This window comes from Sulfurospirillum multivorans DSM 12446, assembly GCF_000568815.1.
GTDB lineage: Bacteria > Campylobacterota > Campylobacteria > Campylobacterales > Sulfurospirillaceae > Sulfurospirillum > Sulfurospirillum multivorans.
In genome coordinates this window covers 1,248,358-1,261,658 of record NZ_CP007201.1, presented here as the reverse complement: position 1 = coordinate 1,261,658, position 13,301 = coordinate 1,248,358, and the positions used below count along the sequence as shown (strand labels likewise).

Below are 13,301 nucleotides of genomic sequence, written 5' to 3'. Positions count from 1 at the left end.
AGTTCATTATGAACATTGCAAAATTCGTCATAGCCTTTATCGTATCTCTGAGCCTTTTTAGTAGTACGATGTTCGCGGGTGTCATCAGTACAAAAGATGTATTGCATGAGTCTCATTCAAGTGTTACCATCGATAATTTTCTTGCGAAACAAGAGGTACAATCTAAACTCTTAGAGTTTGGTGTCAGTGCTGAAAATGTCCAAGCAAGAATCGCGACACTCACCGATGAAGAAATCGCGCAAATCAACGAACAAATAGAATCAATGCCTGCGGGTGGTAGTGCAGGTGGAGCCATCTTGGGTGTTTTGGTTTTCATCTTTATCGTTCTTTTAATTACCGATATTTTAGGCTTTACCAAAGTGTTTAACTTTACGAAAAGTGTGCAATGAAACGCTTACTTCTCTGCGCAACCCTTTTGCTTTTTACGGGGTGTGTCTCTAAGAATTATGACTATTTATCTGCGGATAAATCGATTGTCGAGTCTAAAAAGCTTTCATTAACCATCTACCCGCAAGAGGCTTACTTTTGTGGTCCTGCGTCTTTAGCAACCCTGCTAACGCATCAAAATGTTGAGTTTGTCTATGGCGATGTTGTCGGAACGACCTTTACGCCAGAGCTTTTAGGCTCCTTACAAATGGAGATGAAAGCGACTGCTAGACGCTACGGACTCATTCCTTATACACTCAATCCTGGGCTCGCACCCGTTTTAAGTGAAGTTTCTAACAATACACCCATACTGGTTCTGTTCAATCTTGGACTTACGCCGCTTCCTGCATGGCACTACGCGGTGGTCACAGGTTTTGATAAAGCAGACAAAAAAGTATTTCTCTCCGCACCTAAGGGAGATCAAACATGGATGAGTTTTGATGACTTTGAAATGTTCTCACAACGCGGTGGAAGCTGGGCGATTGTGGCACTGAAACCGCCACTGTTACCTATTGCCTCCAATGAGCCAGCCATGATACGTGCCATTACCGATATGTACGATGTTGGCTACAAAGAGCAAGCCAAACTTGCCGCCATTAACTACGTGGCAACCTACCCTGGTTCCTCTTTGGGCTCGGTGATGTTAGCCAATATGTATATGGACATGCAAGATTATCTCAATGCAACGGCAGAGTACAAACGCTCTCTTGCTCTAAAGCCTCATGACCCTGTGCTCTTAAATAACCTTGCGCAATCACTTATGCGAGAAAACAAATTGCGTGAAGCAAAACAGTATGCGCTTGAAGCCGTTGATATCGGTGGTGTCTTTTCGGTGGAATACCAAAAAACCCTCGAAGAGATCAAACGAAGACTGCAAGAATAAACCATCAAAACTCTTTTACATGTAAAACGTTTTACATGTAAAGAGTTTGATCTTATTGCTTTAAATAACCAAAAAGTGACCAAGGGTTTGTAAGATGTTTACATGTAAGAAAGAGTTCAAGAGTTTTTTCAACAATGAAAATACTTTTATAGCTTCATATTTACATACCCATACTATCGACTGAATACGTGTGTATTTCAATATCTACCGACCAAAACATAAGGACTTATCATGTTTAACGACAAAAATAAAACCAATACTCATACCGATCCTAAAAAAGACGAAAAGATCAAACATTGAGACCCTCAGTGTATAAACATCCAGCGACAATGAAATACTCATTTATAGCAGCAGCGATTGTTGCTGTTATCCTTTCGATGAGTATCTCAGCGTACGCATCTGATATGGATGACCAAATTGAGTCATCGTTTAAAAAGAGTTTTGTTTACAAGACCTATTTAAAAGATGAGCACATCAAAATTGCTTCAAAAGAGGGTGTGGTTACACTCTCTGGCGAAGTGTTTGATGACGCACATAAACCAATGGCAGGTAATACTGCTGAAGCCATTACTGGTGTTAAAAGTGTTGACAATAAGATCGTTATACGAGAAGATCGTCTTCCTGAAAACTCAGATACATGGATAAGAATGAAAGTACAAACAGCGCTTGTGTTTCACAGCAATGTCAGTGCAAGTAAAACTGAAGTTACCGTTAAAAATGGCGTTGTTACCCTAAAAGGTGAGGCTAGCAGTTCTGCTAAAAAAGAACTGACAACTCAATATGCCAAAGAAGTGGAAGGTGTTAAAAGTGTCATAAACAATATGAAACTTGCAAAACCTGAATCCATGGGTGAAAAAATGGATGACGCTTCCATCACAGCTCAAGTCAAAATGACCTTGTTGCTTCATAGCTCAACGAGTGCGATCCGTACCAGTGTCACCACCAAAGATGGTGTTGCCATGGTAAGTGGAAAAGCACAAAATGCTGCTGAAGTAGACTTGGTTACCAAACTTGTCGAAGATGTTGACGGTGTTATCGGTGTTGTCAATACCATGAGTATTGACGCATCATTGAAAAATTAAACAAGGAGACCCACATGCTTTATACTATTGCTCTTTTACTGATTATCATGTGGGCACTCGGTCTGGTTTCGAGTTATACCATGGGAGGGTTTATACACCTTCTCTTGGTCATTGCTCTGATCGTAGTGCTCGTTCGAATTATTCAAGGAAGACGTGTTCTCTAAACTATTATAAAAGGATCCATTATGAGTGATAAAGAATTGTATCAACAAAAAATCCAAGCAGAATTTGACGCCTCAAAAGCTCAAATTGATAAATTTAAAGCAGAAGCCTCCGGTGCAAGTGCGGATGCTCAAATAGAGATGCATAAACAGATCAAACAACTCGAAGAAAAAATGGATGAGGGTAAAAGCAAACTTGCAGAACTTGTAGACGCAAGCGAAGAAAAATTTGAAGAGATGAAAAAAGGGGTTGAATCCATTTGGCAATCCACCAAATCTACCCTGCACCACGCTTCAAAACACTTCGGCAAATAATCTTTGCCACTCGTTAGTCAGAAAGTGCTCCCCCACTTTCTCATTAACGAGTGGCGAAAACTCTAAGCACGCTTCCAAGTAAGGCTTAAAAAAGCCATCTTTATCTTGGGTTTTCTTGGTAGGAAACCCTCGCGCGAAGCGCTTTTTCGAAGCGCTTCGCGCGAGGCACGATCTACCAAGGTAAAATAGCGATCCATCGCATCTTTATTGCACTCAAGTTTATGCCCTTTCACCTTCACCAACGAACAGTTCACTTCCTCCATCACCCTATAAAACGCTTGGTACAACACAGCGTGCTCATGAATCTCCTTGTGATTTGTCGCGTAACCCCTGCGCTCAAACCGCTCTTTTCGGCTTGGAAGGGTGATGATATTTTGCGAATCGGTATAAATCACAATCTCATCGCTAAGGCTTCTGCACTCTTCCACTGCCCATAAAAGTGTTTGCAATTCGAGCTTGGTGGATGAGGTATCATGAAAGGCTTTGAGCTTTACATGTAAAGAATCAAACGTAGCATTTTGGGGCACCATAACATACGCGCCAAAGCCCACGTGGGTGTGAGCATTGACACTGCCGTCGCAAAAAAGTCGTATCACTTAGCCTTTAACCACAACAAAATCTTCTTTATCGCCTTTCCATTTCAAACTGTAGAGATCATTACGGCGTGAACGAAGATTGCGGACACTGCCTCGCTCTCTTAGCTCTTTTAAAAGACTCAAATCAAGATCGGCGACTAGCGTCATCTCCGTGTTTGGTGTGGCTTCGGCAATCGTCGCATCGTGTGGAAACGCAAAATCGGACGGGCTAAAGACCGCCGATTGGGAGTACTGAATGTCCATATTTTCAACTTTTGGAAGGGTTCCAACGCTTCCAGAAATCGCCACATAACACTCGTTTTCAATCGCTCTGGCTTGCGCGCAACGACGCACGCGTAAGTAACTGTTTTTCGTGTCTGTCCAGTATGGAACAAAGAGAATATCGATGCCTTGATCGGCTAAGAGGCGCGGAAGTTCTGGGTACTCAACATCGTAACAGACCAAAATGCCCACACGTCCCACATCGGTTTCAAACACACAGAGTTTATCGCCTCCGTGCATGCCCCAATACGCCTCTTCATCGGGTGTGATGTGTAGTTTTTTCTGTGAATCTTTCGTACCATCACGTCGGCACAAGTAACTGGCGTTGTAGAGCGTATTACCATCGTATTCGGGCATACTGCCTGCGATGATGTTGATGTTGTAACGCACGGCAAATTGCCCTATTTTTTCCACCAACGTATCCGTATGTGCCGCAACGGTGCGAATCGCCGTTTCAGGGTTTTCATCCGAACGCAAAGCCATCAGTGGCGCGTTGAAAAATTCAGGAAACAGCACAAAATCAGCATTATAGCCTGCCATCGCGTCCACGAAAAATTCGACTTGGTCTAAAAATTCTTCCACACTTTTAACATTACGCATCTGCCACTGAACAATGCCCACGCGCACGATGCCACGGTTGACCGTTGGATTGGTGTGGGGCTCTTCATAATCGACGTTACTCCACTCCAAAAGCGTAGCATACTCACGCGAAGCCGCGTCCCCTTTGAGATAGCCTTTTAAAACACGACGAACGTGAAAGTCATTGGCAAGTTGAAAACCCAAAACGTGATCGCTGAGCTCTTTATCTTTGACGAGTTCAATGTATTTTGAAGGGGTCATCTCATCGGCATGTGCAGCATACCCTGGAATGCGCCCGCCTGCGATGATGCGCTTGAGATTAAGGCGATAGCAGAGCTCTTTACGCGCATCGTAAAGCCGTCTTCCAAGTCTAAGTCCACGGTAATCGGGATCGACAAAAATATCCAAGCCGTACAGCGTATTGCCTTTAGGATCGTGCGTTGAGATAAGTCCATTACCCGTGATTTGGTTATACGTATGGCGATCACCAAACGTGTCATAATCCACGATCAAACTTTGTGCCGCCGCGATCACTTTACCATCATCTTCGATGCAAATCTGCCCTTCTGCAAATGTGGAAAGTTGCGCACTAAACTCTTCCATCGTCCAACCCCCAAGCGTGGGATAAACTCTGTCCATAATCTCTTTTACTTGATCATAATCTTTGAGTTCTAAATTGCGAAGAACGAGCTTATTGGTCTGTTTTAATTCATCATTGTTTGCCATAAAAATTTTTCCTTTTCTTTAACATATAAACGGTCAAAGTATAGGATTATCTTAGCACAGTTTGGTTTCAGAGCGGGTTGGATTGATACATTAAAGAGGAATCAAAATAAAACAAAGAGAGCCCAAGCTCTCTTAACAAATGAGGCGATTACCGCCCTCCTCGTCCACCGCCTTTACCATTGCCACCTGAGCCACCCGTTCCTGAGCCGTTGCCGTTTCCAGCACCATTGCCACTTCCCGAACCTGCGCCCATGCTTCTTGTTGTTGTGCTAGACGTACGGGCTTGGGTTAACGCTTGACGCTCTTCTTGACTCAGTGTTTGCATTTTTTCCTGCATCGCCGCTTGAAAAGCCGTTCTATCTTCGGCAGGAATGGTTCCTCTCATGGCACTGAGTTCGGTTGCGCTCATTGCGGTATAGTCCGTTGCAAAAGAGACAACGCCTAAAAATACCCATGCTAAAAGACTCTTTTTCATCTATGCTCCTTTGTAGATAGTGATAATGAAACTATACGGTGAATGTGTTAGCGAAGTATTAAGGACAAATTTTTTTTACTTTAACACTTCATTAACAGATATTTGCTATTCTTTGAGTAAGGAGCACTCCATGTCAAAAATCTTACTGCTTGAAGATGACTACCTCTTAAGTGAAACACTCAAAGGCTTGCTGATGGGTGAAGGGTTTGAAGTTGTGCATGCCGATGATGGAGAAGAGGCACTGAGTTATTCGTATGAAAATAGTTTTGATCTCTATCTTTTCGACATCAATGTTCCACTGCTAAACGGTCTTGATCTGCTCAAGCTCCTGCGCGAGAGTGGCGATACAACGCCCGCTTTTTTTATCAGTGCGTATAAAGACATTCAAACGATTACCAAAGCGTTTGATAGTGCTTGCGATGATTACATCAAAAAACCTTTTGAGTTTGACGAGCTTTTAGTGCGCATTAAAGCGCATATACTTAAAAAAAATCCCGTTCTCGCGTACGGCTCCATTGCCTACGATCTCTTAAACAAACGCATTTTTCAAAAGGAAAAAGAGGTTGATCTTGGCTTTGTGGAGAAAGAAATTTTTGATCTTCTGATGCGAAACATGGGTCAAACCATCTTCAAAGAGCATTTTTTTAATGTGATGGAGAAACCAAGCGATGTTGCACTGCGCGTGCATATCACCAAACTCAAACAGCGTTTTTCGCTACAAGTCATCAACGTCAAAGGCATAGGATACCGTCTTGAAAAAATATGAGAAAGAGGCTTTTTTTAAGACATTTGGTATTTTCTTTGCCACACTGATGCTCCTAATCACACTGGTTGCCTATTTTTACTACAACGAACAAAAGCATATCATGGAAGAGCAAATCTTCTCAGAAATGAGATCTTTTACCTATGATTTTCAAAACTATGCCTTTGATATGGATGTCATTCCTTACGATAGCAGTGTCGATGAGCTCAATTTACAGCCATGTGATCGCGGAATGTGTGGGTATTTCACCATTCCAAGTGCAAAAAATTCCATGTTTAAAGTCATTATGCCAAGCCAACACTATGAGGCGCAGCTTCATGCGCTTTTTAACAAAGTACTCGTGATCTTAAGCCTTCTTTTGTGTGCCATCATTGTCTTTTCACTTTTGTACTCGTTTTACGCGCTCTATCCGCTCAAACATGCCCTCTATCTTTTAGAAAGTTTCTTAAAAGATATGATCCACGACCTTAACACGCCTGTCACGTCCATACTGCTTAATACAAAAGCTATCGCCAAATCAGCACCTTCTGAAGCGTTAGAGCGTATTGAACTCGCCGCAAAAACCATCGCTTCACTGCACCGCAATTTAGAAAGTTTACACCAAGGATTTATCCCTAAAAAAAGCGAAGTTGATCTTGAAACACTTTTACATGTAAGGGCAAAACTCTACCAGAAGCTCTACCCAAAACTGACGTTTATCTTTAAAACAGAACCGTGCGTCGTCCACAGCGACCCCGATTCTATTGCAAGGATTTTTGACAATCTCATCTCAAACGCGTGTAAATACAACCGTAAAAACGGTTCCATCACACTGAGCAATGTTGGCAATCGCGTGAATATTAGCGACACAGGCATTGGCATCAAAAACTGCACGCTTGTCTATGAGCGGTACTATAAAGAGAGTGAAAAAGGGCTTGGGCTTGGACTGAATATCGTTAAAACATTGTGCGACAGTTTAGCCATTCAGATCACACTTGAAAGTAATCCAGAGACTGGCACATCGATCGCCCTGCTTTTCGAACCTGAGAAGAAAGCATGAAATACGCAACACTTGCCATTTTGCTCATGGTTCACCTTTATGCTTTTGATGAAAAGGATGTGGAACAAGAGATACAGACGAGTAAGAGTATTGAAGAGCTCACCACACACATGATCTCAGCTCCTAGGCAGTTCCGTCAGCGTTATATTCAAGCGATTAAAGAGCGTGCACGAATTGAAAATGAAGCCAAACGAGAGCAATTGATGTCTGATCTGAATGCTGAAAAAAGCGAAGATGTGCAAACACAACAGATCAACGCACTCACAGGCAGAAACTCCAATGCAACCAGTTCTACTGGCACAGGAAAGGGCAAAGGAGGCAGTAGTGGCAATGGAAAAGGTGGTGGAGGTAAAGGTGGAAAATAAAAAAAAGAAGAGAGCCGAAGCCCTCAACTTCATAGGAACTATCTAACGCAGTCGAAGAAATAATCTGTTTTTGCAATCTCTTTTGTCTCTTCATCCAACGCGTCTAGGACGGAGTTGGTGATCCACGTTAAAAGGTTGAGCGCACCTTCGTAGCCACTGATAGAATATCTATGTAAGTGGTGTCTATCAAAAATTGGGAAACCAATTCTTATCAAAGGAATTTTTGTATCTCTGTAAAGCTCTTTTCCATAAACGTTACCGATCATGAAATCTACTGGCTCTGTAAAGAGAAGGCTTCTTAAATGCCATAGATCTTTACCACCCCAGATGTGACACTCTTCTTTGAATGTGCATTTATCAAGAATCGCTTGCATCTCTTTTTCCCAGTTTTTACGTGGGGCATTGTGGCAAAGAACGTGTACAGGAATCGCTCCCATTTCAACCAAGAAAGAGACAACACCTAACAAGAAGTCAGGATCTCCCCAGATGGCGAATTTTTTACCGTGCATATACGGATAGCTGTCTTGCATCGCATCGACCAGTTGACCGCGAAGTTTTGTAAGCTCAGAAGGAACAGGCTTGCCTGTAAGCTCGCTTAGTTTCATAACAAACTCATCCGTGCCACCTAAGCCAATTGGATTACATGTAACGTAGTTTTGTTTCCAATCACCTTTGATCATCTTCGCAGTAGCCTGTGTAGAGTACTTTTGAAGAGAGATCGTCGTACCTGCGCCTCTTGCTGTTTTTGCAACGGCTAAAGGTGTACCGCCAGAAAAGAGTTTGTACTCGCCCGCTGGTGTGTTCCACTGATCTTCATGATCACCGATCATTACGATCTTGTCGCTGAACATAGAAGCGATTTTTTTCACTTCTTTCAAACTTCCAAGGTATGACTCAAAACCAGGGATGATGTTGATACGCTCATTATCTTTTTCAACTTCAACGCCCTCTTCAACCATGTTAAGCTCTTGAAGAATCGCGTTCATCATATTATCATAACCGGTGATGTGGCTACCAACAAAGGATGGTGTGTGTGCCGCTGGGATTGGTGTACCATCAAGTTCACCCTCAGCATCTTTGCGAGCACCGATAACAAATGCGTTCAAGTCATCACCGATAACTTCTGCCATACATGTGGTAGAAACGGCGATCATATCTGGTTTGTAAAGTGCTTTACAGTTACGTAAACCCTCTTTCATATTTGCCAAACCACCGAAAACCGCTGCACTTTCACTCATAGAGTCTGAAACACATGGTGTTGGCTCTTTAAAGTGACGTGTAAAGTAGCTTCTAAAGTAAGCCACACAACCGTGACTTCCATGAACATACGGCATGGTGTTTTCAAACCCAAGGGCAGCCATAACAGCGCCCAAAGGTTGACATGCTTTGGCTGGGTTAATCGTGATGTGCTCACGTGCTAAGTTTTTCTCACGGTATTCCCATGTCGTTGTCCACTTAGCAACTTCGATTACTTTTTCAGGGTTAGTTGAACCCGCACTGCTTTCAAATTGCTTTTTATTTTTAAAAACATCTTGATACTCTGGTTTTAAAAAGAGCTTCTGCCCATTTACTATGTTTTCTACGTCTTGCATTGTGCTCTCCTTAGTTAGATTCCCATGGTGCTTTGGTGTGAGCCCATACTGGGGAGTTCAACGCCAAATCCATGTCTTTTGCAAAAATTGCAAAGGCATCGTATCCATGATACGGACCACTATAATCCCAAGAGTGCATTTGTCTAAATGGTAAACCCATTTTTTGGAAAACGTACTTCTCTTTTACACCGCTGGCTACAAGATCAGGTTTAAGTCTTTTGACAAATTGCTCTAATTCGTACTCGTTTGTATCGTCATAGATCAAGGTTGAACCACTAAGCTCATCTTTGGTACGTTTATAGTCATCACCATGTCCGAACTCATAACCTGTACCGATAATTTTCATTCCCAAATCTTCGTAAGCACCGATAACGTGGCGAGGACGTAATCCACCGACATACAACATGACGGTTTTGCCTTCTAATTTAGGGCGATACTTTGCAATGACTTTATCAGTCATCTCAGTATATTTAGCGATAACCGCTTCAGTTTTAGCTTGAATTGTCTCATCAAAGAACGCTGCAATTTTGCGTAAACTCTCTGTTGTTTTACTTGGACCAAAGAAGTTATACTCCATCCAAGGCACACCAAATTCTTGCTCCATATGACGAACAACGTAGTTCATACTTCGGTAGCAGTGAAGAAGGTTAATTTTCGCTTTTGGAGCGATCGTTAACTCTTTATAGGTTGCATCACCACTCCATTGAGCAATAACACGAAGACCCATCTCTTCCAATAAAATTCTTGAACTCCAAGCATCTCCACCGATGTTATAATCGCCGATGATTGCGACATCATAAGGAGTTGATACAAAATCTTTTTTATAAGAGTTATCTGGAAGAACCTCGTCACGAATCATATCGTTCGCAATATGGTGACCCAAACTTTGTGAAACACCACGGAAGCCTTCACATGAAACCGCAACCGTAGGCTTGCCAGACTCTTTTTTATAACCTTTGGCTACTGCTTGAATATCATCCCCAATCAAACCGATGGGGCATTCACTTTGAATAGAAATACCATTATTCAGTGGGAAAAGCGCATCAATCTCTGCAAGAGCAGCTTTAAGCTTTTTATCGCCACCGAAGACAATGTCTTTTTCATTATAGTCGGTTGTGAAGTTCATCGTTACATAGGTATCAACACCTGTTGTTCCGATGTAATAGTTTCTTCTACCTGCGCGGCTATATTGACCACAACCAACCGGTCCATGAGAGATATGAATCATATCTTTCACTGGACCCCAAACAACACCTTTACTTCCAGCATAAGCACAACCACGTTGACTCATAACACCTGGAACGGTTTGTTTGTTACTCTTGGTTGAATCACAAGCACCTTTAACACCCTCTGGCATATCAACACCAAGATGTTTTTCTCTACTTTTTTTCGCCTTTTCAGGGTAAGCAGCAAGCACTTCCGCAATTGCGGCTTCTTGTTGGCTTAGCAATGTTTCTGTTGTCATGCTATTTTCCTTTCTATTTAAAAAGTACGCTTACGCGACTTTGACCCTGTAGAGAAGCATATCGTCAAGTTTTTTACAAACGTCTGCTGTTTTACCACCATCGACTGCTTTTGAAACTTCACTCATTTGGTACTTGTTGGTATAAAAAATCATTTTGTATTCACCTTCAATGTCTGATTTTTTATAGTAATCAGCCAATGCTGTGAAAAGAAATGTTCCCTTTTCAACTCTTAGGTCTTCTTGTTTGATACCATCACGGTTTTCACTGGTAAGGACTGCGTAACTGACATCTGAAAGATCGCCAACTTCTGCTGTGATTCTCTCTACGACTTGCTCATGACTAATTTTATTTCCCAAAGATGCTGGGAAGTGGTATCCGCAAATAAACATGGTGTGCTCCTTATTTCTATTTTAATTAAGCTGTTGCTTTTTTACCGATAGCATCTGCTTCGACTTCTTCTTCCAAACCAAACTCCATCAACAATGCCTCAAGATCATCCATCTCTAACGGTTTAGGGATCACTTTAAGATCATTTGCAATGATTTTACGAGCAAGCTCTTTGTACTCAAATGCTTGGTCTGTTTTATCTGCAAACTCAACAACGGTCATACGACGAAGTTCTGCACGTTGAACGTGGTTAGAACGAGGTACGAAGTGAATGAGTTGTGTTCCGATTTGCTCTGCCAAGTGTTTTGAAAGATCGTATTCACGGTCTGTCATACGTGCATTACAAATAAGACCAGCAAGTCTAACACCACCTGTGTTTGCGTATTTCAAAATACCTTTAGAAATGTTGTTAGCCGCATACATCGCCATCATCTCACCTGACATAACGATGTAGATCTCTTGTGCTTTACCTTCACGAATTGGCATCGCAAATCCACCACAAACAACGTCACCAAGTACGTCGTAAGAGACGAAATCTAAATCTTGGTCATAAGCACCCTCTTCCTCAAGGAAGTTAATCGCTGTAATAACACCACGACCTGCACAACCAACTCCTGGCTCTGGTCCACCTGACTCTGCACACATGATAAAACCTTCTGTAATATCTGTATTCGCAGGATCAAACTCAGCAGCACCTGGTTTACATACATCTTCAAGCTCTAGGTCTTCAACTGTACCTGCCTCTGAAGCTAGTTGCATAATGGTACATTGTGCTTTTTCATGCAAGATAAGACGTGTTGAATCAGCTTTTGGATCACATCCAACGATAAGAATTTTTTTACCGAAGTAGTGCGCCATTGCCGCAAGTGTATTTTGTGAAGTGGTTGATTTACCAATTCCGCCTTTGCCGTAAAAAGCAATTTGTCTGAGTTCAGCCATTTTGTTCTCCTTTGTGAGTTTATATTTCACCAGACACTTTTGCATATTGTGTTCCGTAGAAAAAAATACGCTTGAAAAAATAAAAAATATAAAGCAAAATATCTACATGTAAAGTATCAATATTCAAAGGTGGGTAGGAGGGTATAATCCATTGCTATAATATGAAAAGGAGAGCGTATGCAAACTTGGTTTGAAAACTATAAAACGATCATTATCTTTTTACACATTCTTTCGGCGGTTGTGTGGGTCGGCGGTATGATTGCGATTAAATTTGCCGTACATCCCGTGATTCAAACGATTGAGGAACCCAACATAAGGCTTGGAACTAACTTGCACATCGTCGGAAGATTGTTCAATCTTGTGATGCCTTTTATTGCACTCAGCCTCATCTGCGCGCTTATTATCATTAAAGGAGCTGGCTATGCAGGTGGATTTATTCATCTTAAAGAGGCAATTTGGACTATTATGAGTCTTAATTATATGTATATGTACATCCAACGCTCCAAAGCACAAACACTTTTTAACCGTGGTGATTTGGCAGGAGCCAAAGCAAAAATGCGACTGCTCCCTACAATTTTACTGCCTATCAATATTGTCTTGGGAGTTATCGCCATCTTCTTAGGGGTTATGCTCAGAGGTTAAGATATTTTTTTATAAAATACCTTGTTAAAAAATATACAAAGAAGCTACATGAGAACGGAAAGATTAAGACTAAGAGCATTAAACCAAGAAGATAGCAAAACCTTATATGAACTGATTTTTAGTGATAAAGATGTTATCAAATATACTTTTGGGAAAGATACTATTTCAGAGCAAAACATATATGAGTATGTAAAGCAGATAGGCTTAAAAGTTTTAGAAAACAATACTACAAAAGAAATAATAGGTTTAGCAGGTGTTCTGCCTTGTTCTTATTTGCAAGAAGATGACTATGAATTCGGTTTTATCTTAGCAAAAAAATTTTGGGGACTAGGATATGCAAGTGAAATTGGTAAAGCCCAAATAGAATCAATCAAAAATTCTTTCTTCAAAAACAGAGCTATTGCAACAGTTTATCCTGAAAACTTCGCATCTATAAAATGTATAGAAAAACTTGGGCTCAAATACGAAACAACTATTTTTACAGATAGAGGAGAGAGGCTAGTCTACCTATTGAATTTTAAGTAGCTTCTTTTTTTACTTCAATAAAATCATTAAGACTAAAGAGAGAAAAGAGGATAAGCCCCATTTTCGTCTTTATTCTCAA

17 protein-coding genes are annotated in these 13,301 nt (G+C 41.4%); 10 read left to right on the top strand and 7 right to left on the bottom strand.

The window, feature by feature from the left end; translation table 11 throughout:
* Positions 1–8: 8 nt before the first annotated feature.
* The 5 genes from SMUL_RS06455 (at position 9) to SMUL_RS06440 (ending at position 2,867) form a co-directional block, all read left to right on the top strand.
* Positions 9–389, top strand: coding sequence for a PA2779 family protein (locus tag SMUL_RS06455; protein WP_025344438.1), 381 nt, complete (start codon positions 9–11; stop codon positions 387–389).
* On the top strand, positions 386–1,309 hold the full coding sequence (locus SMUL_RS16580) for a PA2778 family cysteine peptidase (RefSeq protein WP_025344437.1): 924 nt from the start codon (positions 386–388) through the stop codon (positions 1,307–1,309). Before SMUL_RS06455 ends, SMUL_RS16580 begins: the two co-directional genes overlap by 4 nt.
* Positions 1,310–1,605: 296 nt before the next feature.
* Positions 1,606–2,391, top strand: a complete 786-nt coding sequence (locus tag SMUL_RS06445) for a BON domain-containing protein (RefSeq protein ID WP_223809787.1) — start codon at positions 1,606–1,608, stop codon at positions 2,389–2,391.
* 14 nt (positions 2,392–2,405) lie between these two features.
* Positions 2,406–2,555 carry a lmo0937 family membrane protein gene (locus SMUL_RS17055; protein ID WP_148295272.1) on the top strand — a complete coding sequence of 50 codons (150 nt, stop codon included), beginning with the start codon at positions 2,406–2,408 and terminating at the stop codon, positions 2,553–2,555.
* A gap of 21 nt (positions 2,556–2,576) precedes the next feature.
* On the top strand, positions 2,577–2,867 hold the full coding sequence (locus SMUL_RS06440; protein WP_025344435.1) for a sll1863 family stress response protein: 291 nt from the start codon (positions 2,577–2,579) through the stop codon (positions 2,865–2,867).
* Positions 2,868–2,929: 62 nt separating this feature from the next.
* On the opposite strand, the gene SMUL_RS06435 is transcribed toward SMUL_RS06440, so the two are convergent.
* The 3 genes from SMUL_RS06435 to SMUL_RS17050 all read right to left on the bottom strand — a co-directional run bounded on the left by SMUL_RS06435 (position 2,930) and on the right by SMUL_RS17050 (position 5,504).
* Positions 2,930–3,463, bottom strand: coding sequence for a ribonuclease HI (locus SMUL_RS06435; RefSeq protein WP_084613096.1), 534 nt, complete (start codon positions 3,461–3,463; stop codon positions 2,930–2,932).
* Positions 3,464–5,029, bottom strand: coding sequence for a bifunctional GNAT family N-acetyltransferase/carbon-nitrogen hydrolase family protein (locus tag SMUL_RS06430; protein WP_038533124.1), 1,566 nt, complete (start codon positions 5,027–5,029; stop codon positions 3,464–3,466).
* 148 nt (positions 5,030–5,177) lie between these two features.
* Positions 5,178–5,504 (bottom strand): hypothetical protein, encoded by a 327-nt coding sequence (locus tag SMUL_RS17050; RefSeq protein WP_025344434.1) that lies wholly within the window; start codon positions 5,502–5,504, stop codon positions 5,178–5,180.
* 130 nt (positions 5,505–5,634) lie between these two features.
* Between SMUL_RS17050 and SMUL_RS06420 the strand changes: the two genes are divergently transcribed.
* From SMUL_RS06420 to SMUL_RS06410, 3 genes are read left to right on the top strand one after another with little or no spacing between them, the layout of a single operon-like run.
* Positions 5,635–6,270, top strand: a complete 636-nt coding sequence (locus tag SMUL_RS06420) for a response regulator transcription factor (protein WP_025344433.1) — start codon at positions 5,635–5,637, stop codon at positions 6,268–6,270.
* Entirely contained in the window at positions 6,257–7,306 is a 1,050-nt protein-coding gene (locus SMUL_RS06415; RefSeq protein ID WP_025344432.1) for a sensor histidine kinase, read from the top strand. The genes SMUL_RS06420 and SMUL_RS06415 overlap by 14 nt, the downstream gene beginning before the upstream one ends.
* The gene (locus SMUL_RS06410) at positions 7,303–7,671 is read left to right on the top strand and encodes a hypothetical protein (protein ID WP_025344431.1); all 369 of its coding nucleotides are present in this window, start codon (positions 7,303–7,305) and stop codon (positions 7,669–7,671) included. The genes SMUL_RS06415 and SMUL_RS06410 overlap by 4 nt, the downstream gene beginning before the upstream one ends.
* A 38-nt stretch (positions 7,672–7,709) precedes the next feature.
* Here the strand turns inward: SMUL_RS06410 and nifK are convergent, their stop codons facing one another.
* Genes nifK through nifH form a run of 4 tightly spaced genes read right to left on the bottom strand, consistent with a single transcriptional unit; the run spans position 7,710 to position 12,055 of the window.
* Positions 7,710–9,263 (bottom strand): nitrogenase molybdenum-iron protein subunit beta, encoded by a 1,554-nt coding sequence (gene nifK, locus SMUL_RS06405; protein WP_025344430.1) that lies wholly within the window; start codon positions 9,261–9,263, stop codon positions 7,710–7,712.
* 10 nt (positions 9,264–9,273) lie between these two features.
* Positions 9,274–10,728 carry a nitrogenase molybdenum-iron protein alpha chain gene (gene nifD / locus SMUL_RS06400; RefSeq protein WP_025344429.1) on the bottom strand — a complete coding sequence of 485 codons (1,455 nt, stop codon included), beginning with the start codon at positions 10,726–10,728 and terminating at the stop codon, positions 9,274–9,276.
* A gap of 30 nt (positions 10,729–10,758) precedes the next feature.
* The gene (locus SMUL_RS06395) at positions 10,759–11,118 is read right to left on the bottom strand and encodes a hypothetical protein (protein WP_025344428.1); all 360 of its coding nucleotides are present in this window, start codon (positions 11,116–11,118) and stop codon (positions 10,759–10,761) included.
* Positions 11,119–11,143: 25 nt separating this feature from the next.
* A complete protein-coding gene (gene nifH, locus SMUL_RS06390; RefSeq protein ID WP_025344427.1) occupies positions 11,144–12,055 on the bottom strand; it encodes a nitrogenase iron protein in 912 nt (303 codons plus the stop codon).
* Positions 12,056–12,232: 177 nt separating this feature from the next.
* On the opposite strand from nifH, the gene SMUL_RS06385 reads away from it, so the two are divergent.
* Entirely contained in the window at positions 12,233–12,697 is a 465-nt protein-coding gene (locus SMUL_RS06385) for a hypothetical protein (RefSeq protein WP_025344426.1), read from the top strand.
* A 48-nt stretch (positions 12,698–12,745) separates the two neighbouring features.
* A complete protein-coding gene (locus tag SMUL_RS16575) occupies positions 12,746–13,222 on the top strand; it encodes a GNAT family N-acetyltransferase (protein WP_025344425.1) in 477 nt (158 codons plus the stop codon).
* The last annotated feature ends 79 nt before the right edge of the window (positions 13,223–13,301 follow it).

What these genes read in the sequence shown, in the direction of transcription:
- SMUL_RS06455 (WP_025344438.1), top strand. Translation starts at nt 9, where the DNA reads ATGAACATTGCAAAATTCGTCATAGCCTTTATCGTATCTCTGAGCCTT.
- nifD (WP_025344429.1), bottom strand. Translation starts at nt 10,728, where the DNA reads ATGACAACAGAAACATTGCTAAGCCAACAAGAAGCCGCAATTGCGGAA.
- SMUL_RS16580 (WP_025344437.1), top strand. Translation starts at nt 386, where the DNA reads ATGAAACGCTTACTTCTCTGCGCAACCCTTTTGCTTTTTACGGGGTGT.
- SMUL_RS06395 (WP_025344428.1), bottom strand. Translation starts at nt 11,118, where the DNA reads ATGTTTATTTGCGGATACCACTTCCCAGCATCTTTGGGAAATAAAATT.
- SMUL_RS17050 (WP_025344434.1), bottom strand. Translation starts at nt 5,504, where the DNA reads ATGAAAAAGAGTCTTTTAGCATGGGTATTTTTAGGCGTTGTCTCTTTT.
- SMUL_RS06420 (WP_025344433.1), top strand. Translation starts at nt 5,635, where the DNA reads ATGTCAAAAATCTTACTGCTTGAAGATGACTACCTCTTAAGTGAAACA.
- SMUL_RS06440 (WP_025344435.1), top strand. Translation starts at nt 2,577, where the DNA reads ATGAGTGATAAAGAATTGTATCAACAAAAAATCCAAGCAGAATTTGAC.
- nifK (WP_025344430.1), bottom strand. Translation starts at nt 9,263, where the DNA reads ATGCAAGACGTAGAAAACATAGTAAATGGGCAGAAGCTCTTTTTAAAA.
- nifH (WP_025344427.1), bottom strand. Translation starts at nt 12,055, where the DNA reads ATGGCTGAACTCAGACAAATTGCTTTTTACGGCAAAGGCGGAATTGGT.
- SMUL_RS06430 (WP_038533124.1), bottom strand. Translation starts at nt 5,029, where the DNA reads ATGGCAAACAATGATGAATTAAAACAGACCAATAAGCTCGTTCTTCGC.
- SMUL_RS16575 (WP_025344425.1), top strand. Translation starts at nt 12,746, where the DNA reads ATGAGAACGGAAAGATTAAGACTAAGAGCATTAAACCAAGAAGATAGC.
- SMUL_RS17055 (WP_148295272.1), top strand. Translation starts at nt 2,406, where the DNA reads ATGCTTTATACTATTGCTCTTTTACTGATTATCATGTGGGCACTCGGT.
- SMUL_RS06410 (WP_025344431.1), top strand. Translation starts at nt 7,303, where the DNA reads ATGAAATACGCAACACTTGCCATTTTGCTCATGGTTCACCTTTATGCT.
- SMUL_RS06385 (WP_025344426.1), top strand. Translation starts at nt 12,233, where the DNA reads ATGCAAACTTGGTTTGAAAACTATAAAACGATCATTATCTTTTTACAC.